Below are 19,934 nucleotides of genomic sequence, written 5' to 3'. Positions count from 1 at the left end.
GGACATCTGGCTGAGCTTCCTCATCATCTTCGGTACACAATGGTACATTGTGTTCAACGTGATCGGCGGTGCGGCGGCCTTTCCCAACGATCTGCGCGAGGCGGCGACGAACTTCCGCGTCCATGGCTGGCAATGGTGGAAGCAGGTGATGCTTCCAGGCATCGCACCTTACTATTTGACCGGCGCAATTACCGCCTCGGGCGGCTCGTGGAACGCCTCGATCGTCGCCGAATACGTCAAATGGAAGGATCACACTGTCGAGGCTCAAGGCGTCGGGGCCTATATCGCGGAAGCGACGGAAAAAGGCGACTTCCCGAAAATCGTGCTCGGCGTGGCGATGATGTCAATTTTCGTAACGCTGCTGAATCGCTTGTTCTGGCGCCAGCTCTACGCCTACTCTGAGCGGCGGCTGCGTCTCTGACCGAACGATCTTGCCTGAAAGGATTTCCCGATGTTGGACACCTCAGTCGCGACGCTCCTGACCGTCGATAAAGTGAGCCAATCCTTCACCACCGGCTCGGGTGAGACCCGGAAGCTGGTGCTCGACCAAGTCTCCATGAGCCTGAAGACCGGCGAGATCGTTGCGCTGCTCGGCCGGTCGGGCTGCGGCAAGTCTACGCTCCTACGCATCATATCGGGGCTGATCACTCCGTCTGACGGCTCGGTGACGATTTCCGGCGAGCCGGTGACCGGTCCGGCCAAAGACGTGGCGATGGTGTTCCAGAGCTTCGCGCTCTTCCCCTGGCTCGATGTGCTTGACAACGTCGAGATCGGCCCGCGGGCCATCGGGGTGCCGCTTGAGGAGACGCGCCAGCGGGCGCTGAAGGCGATCGACACCATCGGCCTCGACGGCTTCGAGTCCGCCTATCCGAAGGAGCTTTCGGGCGGCATGCGGCAGCGCGTGGGCTTCGCCAGGGCCCTCGTCATGCAGCCCAAGATCCTGCTGATGGACGAGCCCTTCTCCGCCCTCGACGTGCTGACCGCCGAGACGCTGCGCACCGACCTGCTCGACCTCTGGCAGGAGGGACGCATGCCGATCAAGTCGATTTTGATGGTGACGCACAACATCGAGGAAGCGGTGCTGATGAGCGACCGCATTCTTGTGCTGTCGTCCAATCCCGGCCGCATCGCGTCCGAAATCCCGGTCACGATCGCGCAGCCGCGCGACCGGCTCGATCCGCCGTTCCGGGCCCTGGTCGACCAGATCTACGCGCTGATGACCCAGCGCGCCGAGACAACCCGGGTGGCGCAGCCGGCGGCGGCGGGCCTCGCCCTCCCCCTGCCCGACATCTCGACCAACTCGCTGGCCGGCATGCTCGAAGAGATCGCCGCCCCGCCCTACAACGGCAAGGCGGACCTGCCGCATCTGGCGGATTCGCTCGGCTTCGAGATCGACGACCTCTTCCCCCTCGGCGAAACGCTGCAGATCCTCAAGCTCGTGGACTTCGAAGAGGCGGACATCAAGCTCACCCCGCTCGGCCAGCGTTTCGTCGACATGGATGTCGACCAGCGCAAGAAGGTGCTCGGCGAGCAGGCGCTCGCGAATATCCCGCTGGCTTCGCACATCAAGCGCGTGCTCGACGAGCGTCCGTCGCATCGCGCGCCAGCCAGCCGATTCCGCGAGGAACTCGAGGACTACATGTCCGAGGACTATGCCGACCGGACGCTGCGCACGGTCATCAACCTCGGCCGTTACGGCGAGCTGTTCGCCTATGACGAGGCCGCGCAGACCTTTAGCTACGAGAACCCGGAATAGCCGACGACGCGCGCCCCTTCTTTGGTTTGACTTGTTCGGCCGGATGCGCTGCGATAACCCTATTGCAGCGCACAGCAACGGTTGAGCCGACAGGAGACGCGTGATGACTCAGAGCACCGCCACCATAGAGGTCGGCGAAAAATCCGTCGAAATGCCGGTCAAAGTGGGCACGATCGGGCCGTCGGTCATCGATATCGGCAAGCTCTATGCGCAGACCGGCATGTTCACATACGATCCCGGCTTTACCTCGACGGCGAGCACGGAATCGAAGATCACCTACATCGACGGCGACGCCGGGATCCTGCTCTATCGCGGCTACCCAATCGACGATCTCGCCGAGCACGGCGATTTTCTCGAAACCTGTTACCTTCTGCTCTATGGCGAGCTCCCGAACGCCTCGCAGAAGGCCGAATTCGACTACCGCGTGACGCGCCACACCATGGTGCACGAGCAGATGACGCGGTTCTTCAACGGATTCCGTCGCGACGCTCACCCGATGTCGATCATGGTGGCCTGCGTCGGCGCACTCGCAGCCTTTTATCATGACTCGATCGACATCAACGATCCGTTGCAGCGGCAGATCGCCTCGATCCGCATGATCGCCAAAATGCCGACGCTGGCCTCGATGGCCTACAAATATTCCATCGGACAGCCGTTCATCTATCCTAAGAACGACCTCGATTATTGCTCGAACTTCCTGCGCATGAGTTACGGGGTGCCGGCCGAGGAATACAGGGTCAACCCGGTTCTGGCGCGCGCGCTCGACCGCATCTTCATCCTGCACGCCGACCACGAGCAGAACGCCTCGACCTCGACGGTTCGCCTCGCCGGGTCCTCGGGCGCCAATCCGTTCGGCTGCATCGCGGCCGGCATCGCCTGCCTTTGGGGCCCGGCGCACGGCGGCGCCAACGAGGCCGCGCTCAAGATGCTCGGCGAGATCGGCAGGGTGGAGCACATTCCGAAATTCGTCGCCCGCGCGAAGGACAAGAACGACCCGTTCCGGCTGATGGGCTTCGGCCACCGGGTCTACAAGAACTACGACCCTCGCGCCAAGATCATGCAGAAGACTGCGCACGAAGTGCTCGACGAGCTCGGCATCAAGGACGATCCGCTGCTCGAAGTCGCGGTAGAGCTGGAGCGCATCGCGCTTTCAGACGAGTATTTTATTGAGAAAAAGCTCTATCCCAACATCGACTTCTACTCGGGCATCACGCTGAAGGCGATGGGCTTCCCGGTCTCGATGTTCACGGTGCTGTTCGCCGTCGCGCGGACCGTCGGCTGGATCGCCCAGTGGAAGGAAATGATCGACGATCCGGAGCAGAAGATCGGCCGACCGCGGCAGCTCTACACCGGCGCGAAGTTCCGCGAGTACACGCCGATCGGCAACCGGTAAGCTTATCAAGTCGGCAGTCCCCGACCGCGCCGCGCGCGTCCGCTCCCCATCTCGAGCGGCTCGCCGGCCAAAAAAGGCCCGCCGGCCGGCCCGTCACCGTTCGATCGACGCGGTGCGGCGCATTTTCTTCTGAAGCAGCAGCACCCCGTATATCAGCGCTTCGGCCGTCGGCGGACAGCCCGGGACGTAGATGTCGACCGGCACAATCCGGTCGCAACCGCGCACGACCGAATACGAGTAGTGATAGTAGCCGCCGCCGTTGGCGCAGGAGCCCATCGAGATGACGTAGCGGGGCTCCGGCATCTGATCGTAAACCTTGCGCAGCGCCGGCGCCATCTTGTTGGTCAGCGTTCCCGCCACGATCATCAGATCGGACTGGCGCGGCGAGCCGCGAGGCGCCATCCCAAGCTTGTCGAGGTCGAAGCGCGGCCCGCCGAACTGCATCATTTCGACCGCACAGCAGGCGAGCCCAAAGGTCATGAGATGTAGCGATCCGGTGCGCGCCCAGCCGATCATCGCGGCGGTCGAGGTGACGAAAAAGCCCTTGTCGGCAAGGACGTCAAAAACGGGCGCGCGGACCCATCCCTCCGGCTCGCCGGCCGGAGCGAGCGGCTCAAAGCTCTCAAACGCTGTCGTTTCGGCGTAGGGCGTCATTCCTGCCGCCTCGCTTGCGAGCGACGGATTCCGCGGCTCCAACGATCGCGTGCTCAAAACGTCGCGAACCCGGACCTTACCACGCGACCGGCCTGCCGTCGCGGAAAAAGCCGCCGGTCGGCCCGTCGTCCGGCAGATCAACCGCCCACAGCACGCTCGCCGCGCCCTCCGCGACTTGGACGCCCGCCGGCGCCGCCCATGTCGGTCGCGACCCAGCCGGGACATACGGCGTTGACGAGGACGCCGGTCCCGGAAAGCTCTCCCGCCAGCACCCGGGTCAGCGCGTTGAGCGCCGCCTTCGACGTCGGATAGGCCGGCGTCCCGGCGCCCATCGACGCGAGCGACCCGGCGCCGGACGAGACGTTGACGATCCGGCCCCACCCGCGCGCCCGCATTTCCGGGGCGAAGGCCTGCGCCATCCGCCAGGCGCCGAACAGGTTGGTCTCGAACGCCTCGCGGACGATGCGCCAGTCGGCGCCGAGCGCCGTCTCCCAGGTGTCGTAGTGGACGCCGGCGTTGTTGATCAAAACGTCCACCGGCCCGATCGCCGCGGCGAGACGGAACGGCGCGTCCGGATCGTCGACGTCGAGCGCGGCGGCGCTGACGTCGCAAACGAGGCTGCGCGCCGCGGCGTCGCCCTTTTCGGTGTCGCGTGCGCCGAGGAAAACGCGCCAGCCGCGCGCCCCCAGCTGGCGGCAGACCTCGAGCCCAATGCCGCGATTGGCGCCCGTGACCAGCGCGACGCGACGGGGGAATTCGCTGGTCATCGCCCTTTGGCGCGTTCGGCGGCGATGGCGACGAGGCCGCGGTCGCCGAATTCCTGCGTCAGGACGAAGGTCATGGCCGTGACCTTCCAGCGTCCGTCGCGCTTTTCCAACGTCCAGCGATAGACGCCGACCGGCCGCCAAATTGCGTCGCCGAGCCAGTGGCGGCCGTCGACCAGCGCGGTCGCCTCGGCCGCGTCGCCGTCGACCCGCGCCTCGAAGTCGCGAAGCTCAAGGCGGGTCGCGTCGAAGCCGGCCACGAGGCCGCGCCAGGCGTCCATCTAGGCTGCTGGGGTCGTCCGCTGCGGCTCTCCGCCCCACAGGCTCGTGTAGTCGATCACGATCTCGGGGGCGAAGGCGGCTTCCGCGAGCTCATAGCAGCCGAGGTCGACCGCCAGCGGGATCGACGACACGACTGCGATGACCTTGGCGCATTCGGGGTCCCCGGCGGGGGAAACGGCGTCCGACATCGCGCGCTCCAAGTTACGCCGAAAGGATGACGGCGAAACGTCGGGAAGGCAAGCGGACCGCGGCGATTCACGCGTCCGCGAACGCCGGACAGGCGCCGGCGCAGCCGCACCCGCCCATCATGTCGCAGGCGCCCGCCGTCGCCGGGGCGGATTCGCCGCCCTTGTTGGGGACGGCGATCAGGGAAAGCTGCTGCTCGAGGTCGGCGCTCGCACAAGCCTCGCATGCCGGCGTCTCGCCCGACATGACGAGGGTGGAAAATTCCTTGCCGCAATCGCGGCAGCGATAGGCGTAGATCGGCATCTATTCGTTCCGAAGATTAGGGTGCGGATCCCTTTGCGGGATGCTGTCGCGTTGCGCAAGTGGGGTGTGATCTTACCGAAACGGCGATCGCGCCTCTCGACATCCACATCCAGAACGCACGGGCCGCCGACAGGGGGAGCAACTGGCTGCCCTGTCGCAGTGTCACGTGTCAAACGTTCAGGAGCACCAGATATGCAGAAACGAAACAGAACAGCGCGAGAGCGAAAGTCGTGATCACAAGCGGCCATTGGCGACCCCACTCTGCCTTGTCATGAAGCAGTCGTCGGCTGAGGATTTGGTAGTGCACGAGCTCGGCCCAGAAATAGCCGACCAGAAATATCAGGGCCGCGACCAGCCCCGCGACAACCAAACCTGGGCTAATAATCGAGAGGGTTGGCCTTACTAGGCCAAATAGCGGAAGAAGAAATCCGAAGACAAGCGACAAAATGGTTGAACATATTATTAGCATAAATGAACTGGTGAAGTGACTTAGGCCAATGTAGACGTCTCTTGCTTCCCCCCTTTCTATTGAAACCTGTCTGTAATAATTCGATTCGCGCTGAATCCTGAAAGACAGAAATGTCCCCGAGAATCCGGCCAGGATCGCTCCCGCTGTGGTGACCGAGCTGTAAAATTCTCGCAGCGCATGTTGATCCATGTCCTCGCCTCCTGTCGGCGCTCATGAAGCGGCGCCTTCCGCCGGGCCACCGCGGCCGAGCCGCCCCGGCGACGAGCTTTGCGCGCTCCGCGGTGACGGCGCAAGGAGCGCCGTCACCCTGTCGAGCACGGCCTTCGGTGCCGTGTCGGGGTCGCCGGCGTCGAAGGGAGGCGCGGGCGCGTATTCCATGAAAAGCTGGACCGACTCGGCGGCCGCTTGGCCGGCGAGTTCGGCGAGCAGAGCGAGGCCGAAGTCGATCCCGGCCGTCACCCCGCCGCCGGTCATCAGTTTGCCGTCGCGCACGTATCGGTCACGAACGGGAACGGCGCCGAGCGTGGCGAGAAATTGCCGAGAAGCCCAATGCGTCGTCGCCCGCTTGCCGACGAGAAGCCCTGCGGCGCCGAGAACGAGCGCACCGGTGCAGACCGACGTCACGAAACGCGCGCTCTCCGCCTGCTTGCGCAAGAAGTCGAGCGTGTCGCTGTCGGCGAGCAGCGGGTTGATCCCCGGCCCCGCCCGGAACGCAGATCACGCCGAGCTGCGGACAGGTTTCGAAGGTCGCGTCGGGCCTGAGGACGAGGCCGGTCGAGGACGCGACCGGGTCGAGCGTCTTCCCGACGAGACGAACGCGCGCCTTCGGCCACGATGCGAGGACCTCGTACGGGCCCGTAAGATCGAGTTGCTGAACCTTTGGAAAGACCAGAAAGCCAGCTTCGATCCGGTCCTCGTCGGTCATGGCGCGTCTCCTTAAGCGTCGGAAGACCCGATTAAGCCGGCCCCGGGCGCGTCCGTCAACGCGACCGACCCGCGTCGTCCCTCACCACGATTTCCGTCCGCTTCGCGCCGATCGCGGCGGCGAGCCAGCGCAGCCGGTCGACGACGACCTCGCTGTCGGGCGCGCGCGCCGCAGGCGACACTTCGAGCCGCACACAATCCGGATCGAGCCGCAGCCGGGCGCTCGCGAGCACCGCGGGGACCACGCCGGAGAACCGGTAGGCGAGCTGGATCACGCGCCCGAGAATCTGGGCGCGGCGTTGCAACGCGGGGGTTATGAGATCGATCGCCGGCGTGAGCCACGGCGCGTCCGCGCGGCCGGCGTAGCGAGCGTGGACGGCGGCCGCGACGAACACGCGCTCGGCGTGATCGACGCCGATAAAGGGAAATTGCAGGAGCCGCCGGAAACTCTCTTCGGCCCGCAGGTCCACCGCGTCGCGCCAGGCGATGTCGGAGAGGGCGCAGACGGCGACCCGGAGGCGCGTGTCATGGGGCTTCTCGTTAGGGAAGAGGTCGGCGGTCCAGGCCGCGAGCTCGGGCGCGAACGCCGGCACACGTGCATGCGGCAGGCCGATGAGCTGCGCGCCCTCGACGAGCGGATCGAGATAGCGCTCGGCCTCGTCGAGCTGCGAGTAGAGGAGGCCCTCGCGCAGGCCCAGCGCCGAGAAGATCACCTTGTCCGGCGCGAGCCGCTTCAGCACCCGGTCGAGCGCAAGCGCGGCCGAGGGAAGCGTTCGCGCGCGCCGGGTCGAGACGCCGGGCATGCCGAGAAGCTTCGCCGGGGCCATGCGCGCGATCGTCTTGGCGAAGGCGCGGATGACCGGCGTTTCCACCGCATAGCCGTGCACCGCCTTCACCGGCGCGCCGACCGCCTCGATATGCGCCTTGGCGAGCGCGCGCCAGCCGCCGCCGACGGGATAGAACGTCGGCCGCGCGAACGAGGCCTTGAGCCCGGTGCGTAACAGGTCGTCCACGCGCCGCTTGGCGACCTCGTAGCCCTCGGCGAGCAAGGCCTCCACCGGCAGCGCGCCGAGCGGCAGACTCGTCCAGGCGTCGCCGACGCGGTCGTCGATCGCCTCCGCCACCTCCAGACTGCCGCCGCCCATGTCGCCGACCGCGCCCACCGGGCGGAAGAAGCCGGAAATGACTCCGAGCGCGGCATAGCGCGCCTCCTCGGCCCCCGACAGGATTCGCACCGTCAGCCCGGCTTCGGCAGCGATGGCGGCGACGAGGTCCTTGCCGTTGGTCGCGCGGCGGATCGCCTCGGTCGCCGTCACGTCGAGCTTCGCCACGCCCATGGCCTCGGCGTTGGCGCGGAAGCGCCGCGCCGCCTCGACAGTCCGGCGGAAGCCGTCCGCGGCGATGACGCCGGTCTCGGGCAGCCCCTCAGCGAGACGGGCGAGCGACTTTTCGTTGAAGCGCGGCAAAGGCGCGCGGCCGAGTTGGTCGTAGACCAAGAGCCGCACGGAGTTCGAGCCGATGTCGATGATGCCGTAATGCGGCCGATCGCCCCGCATCACGCGCGCGGGATCGAGTTCCAGCGGCCGATGCGGCTCTTTTTGCCGAGTCATCGCAGTTCCTCCAGCTCGCGCGCGATCTAGCCCATGACGAGGTCTCTTGGCCAGACGCGCCTGCGGCGCCCGTTGACAATCGTCCCGAGCGCCGCGATGCAGACGGCCGCATGCCCGAGGACGACCGACTTGACGCCTGAAGAGTTCCGCCGTCACGGCCACCAGTTGATCGACTGGCTGGCCGATTACCAAGAGCGCCTGTCTGAGAGGCCGGTCATGGCGCGGACCAAACCCGGCGAGATCCGCGACGCCATCCCGGCCGCGCCGCCGATCGAGCCGGAGGACTTCGACGCGGTGATCGCCGATCTCGATCGGCTGATCGTTCCGGGGCTGTCGCTCTGGCAGCACCCGCGCTTCTTCGGTTATTTTCCCGCCAACGCGCTGCCTGCCGGCGTGCTCGGCGATCTCGTCAGCACGGGCCTCGGGGTGCTGGGGCTCTCCTGGCAGTCGAGTCCCGCGATCACGGAAGTCGAGGAAGTCGTCACGGACTGGCTGCGACAGATGCTCGGCCTCACTTCGGCGTTCAGCGGCGTGATCCAGGACACCGCCTCGACGAGCACGCTGGTGGCGCTCATCTCAGCGCGCGAGCGCTCGACCGGCTTTGCCCTCGCGCGCGGAGGGCTGCAAGGCGAGAGCCGCAGGCTCCGCGTTTACGTGTCGGCGCATGCGCACAGCTCGGTCGATAAGGGCGCGCTGCTGGCCGGATTCGGCCGCGACAACATCCGCCTCGTCCCTCATGACGCCGAGTTCGCCATGCGCGCGGACGCGCTTGCCGACATGGTCGCGGAAGACCTCGCGAGGGGCGACCTGCCCTCGGCCGTCGTCGCCACCGTGGGCACAACCGCGACGACCGCGCTCGACCCGGTCGGCGCCATTGCGGACATCGCGCGGCGGCATGGCCTCTGGCTGCACGTCGACGCGGCGATGGCGGGCAGCGCGATGATCCTGCCGGAATGCCGCTGGATGTGGGAGGGGATCGAAGGCGCCGACAGCCTGGTGGTCAACACGCACAAGTGGCTCGGCGCGCCGTTCGACTGCTCGCTCTACTACGTCCGCGACCCGGACCACCTCATGCGCGTCATGTCGACCAACCCGAGCTATCTGCGATCCTCGGCGGACGGGCAGGTCAAGAATTTTCGCGATTGGGGCATTCCCCTCGGGCGGCGCTTCCGGGCGCTCAAACTGTGGTTCGTGATCCGCGAGCAGGGCGTCGCCGGGCTGCAGAAGCGGTTGAGGCGCGACCTGGCCAACGCCCGGCGTCTCGCCGAGGAGGTCGGCGCCACGCCGGGATGGCGCGTCGTCACGCCCGTCCGTCTGCAAACGGTCTGCGTACGCCACGAACCGCTCGGGCCGGACGGCGCCGTCCTCGAGGGCGAGGCCCTGGATGCGCATACGAACGGCTGGGTCGAAGCCGTGAACCGATCGGGCGCAGCCTATCTGACGCCGGCCGTCGTCGACGGACGGTGGATCGCGCGGGTGTCGATCGGCGCCCTTCCGACCGAGGCTGAAGACGTTTCCGCCGTCTGGGCCGCCATGCGGGCCGCCGCGGAGCAAGGCGCCGCGCCGACGCCGCAGCGATAGCGCGTCGCCTTCGCTCAGTGCGGTTGCGCGTCCATGAGATGCGCCCGGAAGAAGGCGAGCACGTCAGCGTTGAATTGCTGATGGAACGCCGCGCGGTCGAAGCCGGGTGCGTCGGCGCAAATCTCTGGCGCCGACTTCGCCAGGTCCTCGGGACAAGGGGCGAGGAAGGCGAAATGCTGGGAATTCGGCACGCTGTGAAATTCGGGCTTCGCCGGCAGCCAGCTGGCGATTGCTGCGACGTTTTCCGGCGAAACCCCGTCGCCGCCGTGCTCGGAAGCCCAGAGCTGCACGGGCGCGCGCACGTCGCTAAAGCTGTCCGCGGCGAGAAGGCCGCCGAACGGATCGGCGATTACGGCCGCCTTGATGCGCGGATCGTGGACAAGCTTCGGAAGCGGCGCGTTGCGAACCTCGTCGCAGTCCGGCCTGCCGACGCCTTCGCAGAGCGTCCGCAGTTTGCTTGAACTCAGCGTCGCTCCGATGGCAACGAGGCCGGTATACCCGCCGCGCGAGAACCCGAAAATTCCGACGCGCCCGGCGTCGATCTTCGCCGCGTCGGGCCACGCGCCGAGCATGAAGTCGACGACCCGTTTGACGTCGGTCGGCCGCTCGACGAAGACTCCGAAATCGTCGGTACGCCCCTTGTCCGTCGCGTTGTCGCCGGGATGATTGACGGCGACGACGACGAATCCGGCGTTCGCCAGCGCCTCCGCCGTGTCCCGGTGGCCGAGGTAGCTGCCGGTCCTGCCGTGCGAAATGACGACAAGCGGCAGCTTCTCACCCGTGACCGGACAGTCCTTCGTCACGGACAGAACGAAAGGACCAAGCTTCAGGTCGCTTGTCGGCTCTGCGCACGGATACCAGACCGCTCCTTTCAGCAGCGGCAGCACACCGCTGGCCGGAACCTCGATGCGCTGGAACCCGGCCGCATGCGCGAGCGAGGCGGCGAGGCCAACGATAGCGGCCAGAGCAAAGCGGATGCGAATCATTGAGGTCGTCCTGACGGGCGCGGCAGCTTCCAAGGAGAATGCGCGGAGGAAGCCAAGTTTACCACGATCCCCGCCTCGCGCGCGCCTGGCGTGGCGAGCCGCAAGGACGCCGCGTGACAACGCCTCCCCCCTGCCCCATCATCGCTTCCAAACAACAGGGAGGCCGACGCCGTCATGACTCGCCGGCTCAAATTCTACGGCTGGGGTTTCGAGGGCGATGGACTCTCGGAGCCCGAGCGTGACCATCTCTTCCGTTTCGTCGCCGAAAAGCTCGGCGCCGGGCCGCGCCCGTCCGGGCCGCCGCCGCAGGAGAGCGAGATCGTGCTGCGAGCCCCGCGCGTCGCCCCGCCGGCCGCCCTCGCCGGGGTCCTGACCGCCGAGCCCTACGAGCGGCTGCTTCACACCTATGGTAAGTCGTTTCCGGAAACCGTCCGCGCCTTCGCGCGCGACTTCGCCAACGCGCCCGACCTCGTCGCCGTCCCCGCCAACGAAAGCGAGATCGCCGCGGTGCTCGACTGGGCGAGCAGCGCGAAGGTCGCCGTCATTCCGTTCGGCGGCGGTTCGTCCGTGGTCGGGGGGGTCGAGCCCGCGGTCGGCGATTCGTACTCGGGGGCGGTGAGCCTCGACCTGCGTGCGCTGAACCGCGTGATCGAGGTCGATCCGGCGAGCCGCGCCGCGCGCATCCAGGCGGGAATTAGGGGCCCTGCGATCGAGGCGGCGCTAAAGCCGCACGGCTTCGCCATCCGCCACTATCCGCAGAGTTTCGAGCATTCGACGCTCGGGGGCTGGATCGCTACACGCTCCGGCGGCCATTTCGCCACGCTCACCACCCACATCGACGATTTCGTCGAAAGCCTGCGCACGGTGACGCCGGCTGGAATCCTGGAGTCGCGCCGCCTGCCGGGCTCGGGCGCCGGTCCGAGCCCCGATCGGTTGATGATGGGCTCGGAGGGGTCTCTCGGGGTGATTGTCGAAGCCTGGATGCGGCTGCAGGGCCGTCCGCGCTTCCGCGCCGACGCGGTGTTCGGCTTCCCCGACCTGTTCGCCGCGGCGCGGGCGGTGCGAGCGGTGGCCCAGGCTGGGCTCTATCCGTCGAACCTGCGCGTCATCGACAACGACGAGGCCGGCACTTATGCGGTCAACGCCTACGAGGAGAGCCTGCTCGTCCTCGCCTTCGAGTCGTCCGACCATCCGGTCGGCCCCTGGATGGCGCGCGCCGCCGAGCTTGTGTCCGACCACGGCGGTCGCCGGCACGACGCCGAGGACGCCGGGCAGCGCTGGCGCATGGCCTTCATTCGCATGCCCTACGCGCGCGAACTGACCGTGCCGATGGGGGTGATCAACGACACGTTCGAGAGCGCCGTCACCTGGGACCGGTTGGAGGCTTTTCACACCGTCGTTCGCGCCGCGACCGAGGCCGCGTTGACAGAGGCGACCGGAAACGCGGGCGTCGTCTCGACCCGCTTCACCCACGTCTATCCCGATGGCCCGGCGCTCTATTACACATTCAGCGCGCCCGGCGATCCGGCCAGGCTCATCGAGCAATGGCGCCACATCAAGGCCAGCGCCTCCGACGCGCTGATCGCCGCGGGCGGCACGATCACCCACCATCACGCCGTCGGACGCGACCACATGCCCTGGTATCGCGAGCAGCGCCCCGCCCTGTTCGGCGCCGCGCTCGCGGCGGCGAAGCGCGCGCTCGACCCGGCGGGGGTGATGAACCCGGGGGTGCTCGTCCCGTGATGGCCGTCCGGGCCCGACCGGCCGGCCTTTCACCGCGCCCGGTTCGCGAGGATCAACGGCGCAGGACCCGGCGCCTCCATCGTCCGCACGTTTTCGAAGCCCGCCTCTTTCAGCCATGCGGCGATTTCCGGGAAGCTGTAGGTGTCGCCTTCTTCGGTATTCACCAGCATGTTAACCGCAAAGATCAGTGAGCCGGTTTTCGGCGGCGCGCGCCTCGTCCACCAGGAATTCCGCAATCGCGATCGCGCCGCCGGGCGCGAGCGCCTGGTGCACCTTCGCCAGCAGCGCGCGACTCCGGCTTTCGCCGACGCTGTGCAGAATGTGCCCCAGCACGGCGACCTGATGGTCGCCGCCGAGATCGATCTCGAACACGTCTCCCGCCCGCGTCTCCACTTGGTCGCCGACGCCGAAGCGCCTGGCGACGCTCAGCGTCACGTCGAGCACCTGAGGCCAGTCGACCGCCGTGACCCGCACGCGCGGCGACCTTTCAGCGAGCGCGACGCCCCAGACGCCCGAACCGGCCGCGACGTCCAATACGCGCATCGGCGCCTCCCCGCCTCGGCAACGAGGGCGTCGGCCAGCGCCTGCGCGGCGGGATAGCTGAGAGGCAAAAGGTCTTCCACGAACTCCTGGAAGTGCGCCGCCCGGCCCGCGTCGCTGTCGGCATAGGGAGCGGGCCGCCAGGTCCCGACGATCTCGTTCAGCGCCAACCATCGCGGCATCAACTGGGCGGTGGCGTGTCTGAAGCTTCCGCCCAGAAACGACGGGCGCGTGCTGATCAGGAAATGCGCGCTTTCCGGGGTGAGCGAATATCGGCCCTCGGCGTCCTTGCGCAAGAGTTCGACGCTGGTCAGCGCGTTGAGCACGGCCCGCGCGCCACGCTCCGAGATCGCAGCCTCGGAGGCGAGCGCGGCGGCGGTCCTGGGGCCTTTGTCCAGGGCGTCGAACAGCCGGCGCCGAATGGCCGCATCGATGATCAGCGGAACCGCGAAGCCCCACGCGAACTGCAACAGGCGGGTTGGCGAGACGGAAGGCTTTGTCTGCATGGTCAGGGCTTCCTTTGGACTTGAGCGCCGAGTTGCGGCGATCGGGATATCATGCGGCGACACGATCAACCCGAATTCGCGCTCGGGTGAACGCCATTCACCGGAAGAGACTGCGCCCAGGCCAAGTGCGGTCTCGACTCGCCCTGGCCGTGCGCGCCGGGGTTCCTCCCAAAGTACCGTTGCCCCTTCGACATAGTTCTGAGGATATATCGTCAACGCCGCTTGGCCGACGGTCCGCCCTTGCGGGCCGGGCCAGCAGCGCGTTCAACGGAGGAAACACCATGTATCAGGCGGCGCTCGACAAGGTTGCGGCGAAAGGGCTCATCCGCGACAAGTACGACAATTTCATCGGCGGCAAGTGGGTCGCCCCGGTCGAGGGGCGCTATTTCGACAACCCCAGCCCGATTACCGGCCAGCGGCTGTGCTCGATTCCGCGTTCCTCTGCCGCCGACGTCGAGCTCGCGCTCGACGCCGCCCACGCCGCCAAGGACGGCTGGGCCAAAACCTCGGTCGCGGAGCGTTCCCTGATCCTGCTCAAGATCGCCGACCGCATGGAGCAGAACCTCGACCTTCTGGCGCTGGTCGAGACGCTCGATAATGGCAAGCCGATCCGCGAGACGACCCACGCCGACCTGCCGCTCTGCGTCGATCACTGGCGCTATTTCGCCGGCGCGCTTCGCGCCCAGGAGGGCACGCTGAGCGAGATCGATCACGATACGGTCGCCTATCACTACCACGAGCCGCTCGGCGTCGTCGGCCAGATCATCCCCTGGAACTTCCCCCTCCTGATGGCGGTGTGGAAGCTCGCCCCTGCGATCGCCGCCGGAAATTGCGTCGTTCTCAAGCCGGCGGAACAGACGCCGCTCGCCATCCTCGCGCTGATGGAACTGATCGGCGATGTGCTGCCCGCCGGCGTCATCAACGTCGTCAACGGGTTCGGCCTTGAGGCCGGCAAGCCGCTCGCCCAGAGCAAGCGCATCTCGAAGATCGCCTTCACCGGCGAGACGACGACGGGGCGGCTGATCATGCAGTACGCCTCCGAGAACATCATCCCGGTGACACTGGAGCTTGGCGGCAAGTCGCCCAACATCTTCTTCGCCGACGTGATGGAGGAAGACGACGAGTTCTTCGACAAGGCGCTCGAAGGCTTCGCCATGTTCGCGCTCAACCAGGGCGAGGTGTGCACCTGCCCGAGCCGCGTGCTCATCCAGGAGTCGATCTACGACAAGTTCATGGAGCGCGCGGTCGAGCGCGTGAAGAAGGTCAAGCAGGGCCATCCGCTCGACCCGACCACGATGATCGGCGCCCAGGCCTCCTCCGACCAGATGGAAAAAATCCTCTCTTACATCGACATCGGCAAGGCCGAAGGCGCCAAATGCCTGACCGGCGGCCGGCGCGCGCATCTCGAGGGCGAACTCGCGGGCGGCTACTACGTCGAGCCGACCGTGTTCGCCGGCAACAACAAGATGCGCATCTTCCAGGAGGAAATCTTTGGGCCGGTCGTGTCGGTGACCAAGTTCAAGGACGAAGCCGAAGCGCTCGCCATCGCCAACGACACCCTCTACGGGCTCGGCGCCGGCGTATGGTCCCGCTCCGGATTGTGCTACTATCGCATGGGTCGCGGTATCCACGCCGGCCGCGTCTGGATCAACTGCTATCACGCCTATCCCGCACACGCGGCGTTCGGCGGCTACAAGCAGTCGGGCATCGGGCGCGAGACCCACAAGATGATGCTCGACCACTACCAGCAGACCAAGAACCTGTTGATCAGCTATTCGACGAAGGCCTTGGGCTTCTTTTGAGCCCTCGCACCCTGTAGCCGCTCGATAAGCGCGGCGGCGCGGTCAACGACCGCGCCTACGGGCCGCCGGGCGGAGGTTCGCCTCCGCCCGACTAAATTCCTAAGCCGGGAGGCGACGCCATGATCGAACGCGTGCTCATCACCGACGCTGCGGCGGCCATGGTGGAGAAGCTCAAGGGCCAGCATGGTGCCTTGATGTTCCATCAGTCCGGCGGCTGCTGCGACGGGTCGGCGCCGATGTGCTATCCGGCCGGCGAGTTCAGGGTCGGCGGCCAGGACGTGCGGCTCGGCGAGATCGCCGGCTGCGAATTCTATATCGGCGCCGCACAGTTCGAATACTGGCGCCACACGCAGCTCATCATCGACGTCGTGCCCGGGCGCGGCGCCGGATTCTCGGTGGAGGCGCCCGAGGGCGTCCGTTTCCTGACCCGCAGCCGCGTCTTCACCGACGAGGAAGCGACCGATCTCGCCGCAGCCGGCGAGCCGCCGCGCGGGGGCTGAATTTCGGACCCCGGGCGCGATGTCCGCCGCCTCTTCAAGGACCGGGATGCGGTCTGCTGTTGCTGTTGGTCCCGTGGACCCTGTGGGCGACGCGCAGCGGCGTCCACAAGTCCGCAGGCGCGGAGCCGTCGGCACAAAGCCTAGACCTTCCCCTCGCGCCGCATCAGCCTGAGGACGGCGTTCAGCGTCGCCTTGAGCGAGGCCATCACGATGTTCGGGTCGATGCCGACGCCGTGCAGCGGACCGTCGTCCCCGTCGTGGATCTCGACATAGCTCGCGGCGGTGGCGTTCGCCCCGCGGCCGACCGCATGCTCGGAATAGTCGATGAACGAAAACTCCACCCTGAACGCCTTTTTCAGCGCGTCGACGAAGGCGTCGATCGGGCCGTTGCCTTCGCCCTCGATGGTCAGGGTTGTTCCGTCCGCCTTGCGCAGCGTGGCGACAAGCTCGCGGTTGTCGGGGCTGGTCGGAACCGTCTGCTGCTTGACGAGCGTCATGGGCGCGTCGTCGAGCAGGAAGGATTTTCGGAACAGCGCCCACAACTCGGGCGAGGTCAGCTCCTTGCCTTCGGAATCCATCAGCTCCTGGGCGATCTTGGAGAACTCGACCTGGAGCGTGCGCGGCAGATCGAGCCCGTAGTCAGCCTTCAAGATGTAGGCCATGCCGCCCTTGCCGGACTGGCTGTTGATGCGGATGACGGCCTCGTAGTCGCGGCCGACGTCCTTCGGATCGATCGGCAGATAGGGCACGAGGAACAGCGGGTCGTTGCGCTTGGCTTGCGCCTCGAAACCCTTCTTGATCGCGTCCTGATGGGAGCCCGAGAAGGCGGTGTAGACGAGCTCGCCCACGTACGGGTGGCGCTGGTGCACCGGCAGCTGGTTGCAGTATTCCGCGATCTCCTTGACCCGGTTCACGTCGTGCAGGTCGAGTTTCGGGTCGACCCCTTGCGTGAACAGGTTCAGCGCCATGGTCACGATGTCGACGTTGCCGGTGCGCTCGCCGTTGCCAAAAAGGGTTCCCTCGACACGGTCGGCGCCCGCCATCAGCGCGAGTTCCGCCGCGGCCACCGCCGTGCCGCGGTCGTTGTGCGGATGAACGGAGAGAAGCACACTTTCGCGGTCGGAAATGCGGCGGCCGAACCACTCGAACTGGTCGGCGTACGTGTTCGGCGTCGCCATCTCGACGGTCGCCGGCAGGTTGAGGATCAGCTTGTTCTCACGCGTCGGCCGAATGACGTCCTTGACCGCCTCGCAGATCTCGAGCGCGAATTCCAGCTCGGTGCCCGTAAAGCTCTCGGGCGAATACTCGAATTGGAACTCGGTGTCCGGATAGGCCTTGGCGAGTTCCTTGACCTGCCGGGCGGCGGCGACGGCGATCTCGGTCACGCCCTTCCTGTCGGTGCGGAACACGACCTCGCGCTGCAGGGTCGAGGTCGAATTGTAGAAGTGGACGATGACCTTCTTCGCCCCCTTGACCGCCTCGAAGGTGCGGTCGATGAGCTCGGGCCGGCACTGGGTCAGCACCTGGATCGCGACGCCGTCGGGGATCGCGCCGCTCTCGATGATCGAGCGGACGAAATCGAAGTCGGTCTGCGAGGCCGACGGAAAGGCGACCTCGACCTCCTTGAATCCCATGTCGGTGAGCAGGCGGAACATGCGGTTCTTGCGCTCGACGCCCATCGGCTCGATCAGCGCCTGGTTGCCGTCGCGAAGGTCGACCGAGCACCAGATCGGCGCCTTGTCGATGACGCGCGAGGGCCACTGGCGATCCGGCAAGACGATCGGCTGGTAGGCGCGGTATTTGGAAACGTTCATGGCGGTCATGACGACGACCCCTGGAAGATTAGCGGCGGCCCGGCGAAAACGCCGGCCGCAATTGACCCGTTGAGATTGAGAATTTCGAAGCGATAAAGCGCGTCCCGGCGCTGTCAGAGCGCCGGGCGAATAAGTCGCAGGGTCGTCGGCTGCGTTCGCATGGGCCGCTATCAATCAGACGCGGGCAAAAAAATCAACCGCTTTTCTGGGAAGACGCCCAATTCGTGCGCTCGTCGCAGCCGCGACCCCACATCGTTCCCTCCCCGATGGCGGCGCGGTCGGCGCCTCAATCTTGGCCCCGCTTCATTTTGCACAGATCAGGAACGGAAGCAATTTCGCGGATGGCGGCGGTCATTGTCCGGTCTTCCCGAATTGAGCCGCATCAATTCGCGCTTCATTCGACTCGCTATACCCGGCGCAAGACCTTGACCCGACATCGGCGGTTTGATGCAATCGCGCGTAGCTGACATGTCAGCTTTTCCGACCGGTCCGAAAGGTCCGAGCCAGGAGCGTCTTGTCGAACAGGCCGAGCGCGCAGGCGTCCGCCAGACATCACGAATGAGGGAGGGAAACCGATGGCTCCGCGCAAAAAAATCCTGATGGCGGCGAGCGGGGATCTGCGCCAGAGCGCCAACGAGACCTGCTGGCCCGCGCAAGCCGCGATGGAGAAGCAGGTGACGGAGGCGCTGGCGGCGTTCGACGTCGATGTCGAGCGCGCCCACCCTTACGACCCTGCCCGGAAGCACGGCTTCATCGCCAGCCAGAAGGAGGGCCTCGAGATCTTCTCCAAGATCGACCCGGGGACGCCGATCGTCGTCGCAGAGGCAGTCTGGCAATACACGAACCACGTGCTGCCCGGCCTCCTTAGCCACCGCGCCCCGATCCTGACGGTCGCGAACTGGTCCGGGCAATGGCCCGGCCTCGTCGGCATCCTGAACCTGAACGGCTCGCTCACCAAGGCCGGGGTCCCCTACAGCACGCTGTGGAGCGAGACCTTCGCCGACGACGAGTTCAAGAAGAAGCAGGGCCCGGCCTGCAGACACAGACGAAACAGTTTTACACTCTTACCGGTAAGTGACTAATTCACGTGAAATCATGACCCGGTCATTGAAATCCTACGAGGACGCGGTTGCCTTCCACGGCCACTCCTGCCCCGGCCTTGCGCTCGGCTTCCGTGCGGCAAAGCACGCGCTCTTGGCCCTTCATGCAGAGCGATCCGAAGACGAGGATCTGGTCGCCATTGTCGAGAACGATGCCTGCGGGGTCGATGCCGTCCAGGCTATCGCCGGCTGTTCGGTGGGGAAGGGAAACCTGATCCTCCGCGATCTGGGCAAACATGCGTACACATTCATGAACCGTAAAACCGGGTCCGCCATCCGTCTCGTCCAGCGCCCCGAGCCCCTCACAGAAAGGATAGATCCGGCTGCATCGGCGCTGCGCGGGAAGGTAATGACCGGGAAAGCCACACCGGCCGAAATAAAGGAATTCCATGAGCGGCAGGCAGGCGTGATCGAAAAGATCCTTACGATCCCGATCGGGGAGATCTATATCGAGAAAGAGGCGCGATCCGATATCCCGGAGCGTGCACGGATCTTTCGGTCGGTGGCATGCACTTCCTGTGGCGAGATGGTGGCCGAGCACCGGGCCCGGATAAAAAACGGAAAAATTGTCTGCATTCCCTGCTCCGGCGAGTACAGCCGGGGCTGGTAACCTTGTTCCGGGGGATTTATCTGATTGTCGGATCCAGTACCCGGTAGTACGGTAACTTCTGATGAATGCAATTGATGGTATACAGGGTCTGGTCGCAGGATATCTTGCTTCCCCGAAGGGGCAGGAGGCCATACGTTCATTCCTCTCTTCCCCCGATGGAAAGGAGGTCATCGATGCGTACCTCGCGACCCCCCAGGGCCAGCAGATGGCCCGGCTCCTCCTGATGCGGGCGCTGGATGGCCTTTCCATTCCCGAGGAGGTCAAGGTCGTGATCCGTAATGCCCTTGCTGAGCCCGGGCGCCTCGGTGCCTGATCCCCGGGCCCTCTTTTTCCGGCCGCGAACCTGACCGGTGTTATGATGAGCTGATCGGTATCTTTTCGGGCCGTCCATGGACGTATTCTACGAACGGC

At 66.1% G+C, this 19,934-nt stretch carries 22 protein-coding genes and 1 pseudogene; 10 read left to right on the top strand and 13 right to left on the bottom strand.

Annotation, left to right across the window (positions count from 1 at the left end; translation table 11 throughout):
- The 3 genes from ACLP25_RS27390 to gltA form a co-directional block, all read left to right on the top strand.
- On the top strand, window positions 1–421 hold a 421-nt coding region (locus tag ACLP25_RS27390; protein ID WP_442472261.1), incomplete at its 5' end, for an ABC transporter permease subunit.
- 30 nt (window positions 422–451) lie between these two features.
- On the top strand, window positions 452–1,756 hold the full coding sequence (locus ACLP25_RS27385) for an ABC transporter ATP-binding protein (RefSeq protein WP_442472260.1): 1,305 nt from the start codon (window positions 452–454) through the stop codon (window positions 1,754–1,756).
- Window positions 1,757–1,859: 103 nt separating this feature from the next.
- Window positions 1,860–3,149: a citrate synthase gene (gene gltA / locus ACLP25_RS27380; RefSeq protein ID WP_442472259.1), complete on the top strand. Its 1,290-nt coding sequence runs from the start codon at window positions 1,860–1,862 to the stop codon at window positions 3,147–3,149.
- A 93-nt stretch (window positions 3,150–3,242) separates the two neighbouring features.
- Here the strand turns inward: gltA and ACLP25_RS27375 are convergent, their stop codons facing one another.
- From ACLP25_RS27375 to ACLP25_RS27340, 8 genes and pseudogenes are all read right to left on the bottom strand, one after another.
- Complete coding sequence (locus ACLP25_RS27375) at window positions 3,243–3,803, bottom strand: NuoB/complex I 20 kDa subunit family protein (protein ID WP_442472258.1); 561 nt, start codon at window positions 3,801–3,803, stop codon at window positions 3,243–3,245.
- A 137-nt stretch (window positions 3,804–3,940) separates the two neighbouring features.
- Entirely contained in the window at window positions 3,941–4,570 is a 630-nt protein-coding gene (locus ACLP25_RS27370; RefSeq protein ID WP_442472257.1) for an SDR family NAD(P)-dependent oxidoreductase, read from the bottom strand.
- Window positions 4,567–4,848 (bottom strand): nuclear transport factor 2 family protein, encoded by a 282-nt coding sequence (locus ACLP25_RS27365; protein ID WP_442472256.1) that lies wholly within the window; start codon window positions 4,846–4,848, stop codon window positions 4,567–4,569. Before ACLP25_RS27365 ends, ACLP25_RS27370 begins: the two co-directional genes overlap by 4 nt.
- Window positions 4,849–5,037 carry a hypothetical protein gene (locus ACLP25_RS27360; RefSeq protein ID WP_442472255.1) on the bottom strand — a complete coding sequence of 63 codons (189 nt, stop codon included), beginning with the start codon at window positions 5,035–5,037 and terminating at the stop codon, window positions 4,849–4,851.
- 67 nt (window positions 5,038–5,104) lie between these two features.
- Window positions 5,105–5,338, bottom strand: a complete 234-nt coding sequence (locus ACLP25_RS27355) for an FmdB family zinc ribbon protein (protein ID WP_442472254.1) — start codon at window positions 5,336–5,338, stop codon at window positions 5,105–5,107.
- 169 nt (window positions 5,339–5,507) lie between these two features.
- Window positions 5,508–5,996: a hypothetical protein gene (locus ACLP25_RS27350; RefSeq protein WP_442472253.1), complete on the bottom strand. Its 489-nt coding sequence runs from the start codon at window positions 5,994–5,996 to the stop codon at window positions 5,508–5,510.
- Window positions 5,997–6,017: 21 nt separating this feature from the next.
- Window positions 6,018–6,732 (bottom strand): annotated as a pseudogene (locus tag ACLP25_RS27345) (DJ-1/PfpI family protein).
- A gap of 55 nt (window positions 6,733–6,787) precedes the next feature.
- Window positions 6,788–8,341, bottom strand: a complete 1,554-nt coding sequence (locus ACLP25_RS27340; protein ID WP_442472252.1) for a Ppx/GppA phosphatase family protein — start codon at window positions 8,339–8,341, stop codon at window positions 6,788–6,790.
- A gap of 33 nt (window positions 8,342–8,374) precedes the next feature.
- On the opposite strand from ACLP25_RS27340, the gene ACLP25_RS27335 reads away from it, so the two are divergent.
- Window positions 8,375–9,922 carry a pyridoxal phosphate-dependent decarboxylase family protein gene (locus ACLP25_RS27335; protein ID WP_442472251.1) on the top strand — a complete coding sequence of 516 codons (1,548 nt, stop codon included), beginning with the start codon at window positions 8,375–8,377 and terminating at the stop codon, window positions 9,920–9,922.
- 14 nt (window positions 9,923–9,936) lie between these two features.
- Here the strand turns inward: ACLP25_RS27335 and ACLP25_RS27330 are convergent, their stop codons facing one another.
- A complete protein-coding gene (locus tag ACLP25_RS27330) occupies window positions 9,937–10,908 on the bottom strand; it encodes an alpha/beta hydrolase family protein (RefSeq protein ID WP_442472250.1) in 972 nt (323 codons plus the stop codon).
- A 174-nt stretch (window positions 10,909–11,082) separates the two neighbouring features.
- On the opposite strand from ACLP25_RS27330, the gene ACLP25_RS27325 reads away from it, so the two are divergent.
- Window positions 11,083–12,651, top strand: coding sequence for an FAD-binding oxidoreductase (locus ACLP25_RS27325; RefSeq protein WP_442472249.1), 1,569 nt, complete (start codon window positions 11,083–11,085; stop codon window positions 12,649–12,651).
- A 29-nt stretch (window positions 12,652–12,680) separates the two neighbouring features.
- Here ACLP25_RS27325 and ACLP25_RS27320 read toward each other — a convergent pair whose 3' ends face one another.
- The 3 genes from ACLP25_RS27320 to ACLP25_RS27310 are packed head-to-tail and all read right to left on the bottom strand — an operon-like array spanning window position 12,681 to window position 13,697.
- A complete protein-coding gene (locus ACLP25_RS27320; protein ID WP_442472248.1) occupies window positions 12,681–12,821 on the bottom strand; it encodes a hypothetical protein in 141 nt (46 codons plus the stop codon).
- A gap of 1 nt (window position 12,822) precedes the next feature.
- A complete protein-coding gene (locus tag ACLP25_RS27315) occupies window positions 12,823–13,194 on the bottom strand; it encodes an SAM-dependent methyltransferase (protein ID WP_442472247.1) in 372 nt (123 codons plus the stop codon).
- Window positions 13,083–13,697: a methyltransferase family protein gene (locus ACLP25_RS27310; protein WP_442472246.1), complete on the bottom strand. Its 615-nt coding sequence runs from the start codon at window positions 13,695–13,697 to the stop codon at window positions 13,083–13,085. The genes ACLP25_RS27315 and ACLP25_RS27310 overlap by 112 nt, the downstream gene beginning before the upstream one ends.
- A gap of 281 nt (window positions 13,698–13,978) precedes the next feature.
- Here ACLP25_RS27310 and adh point away from each other — a divergent pair, with 281 nt between their 5' ends.
- On the top strand, window positions 13,979–15,499 hold the full coding sequence (gene adh, locus ACLP25_RS27305) for an aldehyde dehydrogenase (RefSeq protein ID WP_442472245.1): 1,521 nt from the start codon (window positions 13,979–13,981) through the stop codon (window positions 15,497–15,499).
- A 119-nt stretch (window positions 15,500–15,618) separates the two neighbouring features.
- Complete coding sequence (locus tag ACLP25_RS27300; RefSeq protein WP_442472244.1) at window positions 15,619–15,999, top strand: DUF779 domain-containing protein; 381 nt, start codon at window positions 15,619–15,621, stop codon at window positions 15,997–15,999.
- Window positions 16,000–16,139: 140 nt separating this feature from the next.
- Here the strand turns inward: ACLP25_RS27300 and leuA are convergent, their stop codons facing one another.
- On the bottom strand, window positions 16,140–17,822 hold the full coding sequence (gene leuA, locus ACLP25_RS27295) for a 2-isopropylmalate synthase (RefSeq protein ID WP_442472243.1): 1,683 nt from the start codon (window positions 17,820–17,822) through the stop codon (window positions 16,140–16,142).
- A 566-nt stretch (window positions 17,823–18,388) separates the two neighbouring features.
- On the opposite strand from leuA, the gene ACLP25_RS27290 reads away from it, so the two are divergent.
- From ACLP25_RS27290 to ACLP25_RS27280, 3 genes are all read left to right on the top strand, one after another.
- Window positions 18,389–18,895 (top strand): hypothetical protein, encoded by a 507-nt coding sequence (locus tag ACLP25_RS27290; protein ID WP_442472242.1) that lies wholly within the window; start codon window positions 18,389–18,391, stop codon window positions 18,893–18,895.
- A gap of 25 nt (window positions 18,896–18,920) precedes the next feature.
- Window positions 18,921–19,523, top strand: coding sequence for an FmdE family protein (locus ACLP25_RS27285; protein ID WP_442472241.1), 603 nt, complete (start codon window positions 18,921–18,923; stop codon window positions 19,521–19,523).
- A 61-nt stretch (window positions 19,524–19,584) separates the two neighbouring features.
- Window positions 19,585–19,836, top strand: a complete 252-nt coding sequence (locus ACLP25_RS27280; RefSeq protein WP_442472240.1) for a hypothetical protein — start codon at window positions 19,585–19,587, stop codon at window positions 19,834–19,836.
- The last annotated feature ends 98 nt before the right edge of the window (window positions 19,837–19,934 follow it).

Origin of the sequence: Roseiarcus sp. (assembly GCF_052145395.1) — a bacterium.
In the GTDB taxonomy this organism is placed as follows: Bacteria; Pseudomonadota; Alphaproteobacteria; order Rhizobiales; family Beijerinckiaceae; genus Roseiarcus.
This window is presented reverse-complemented; position numbering and strand designations above follow the sequence as displayed.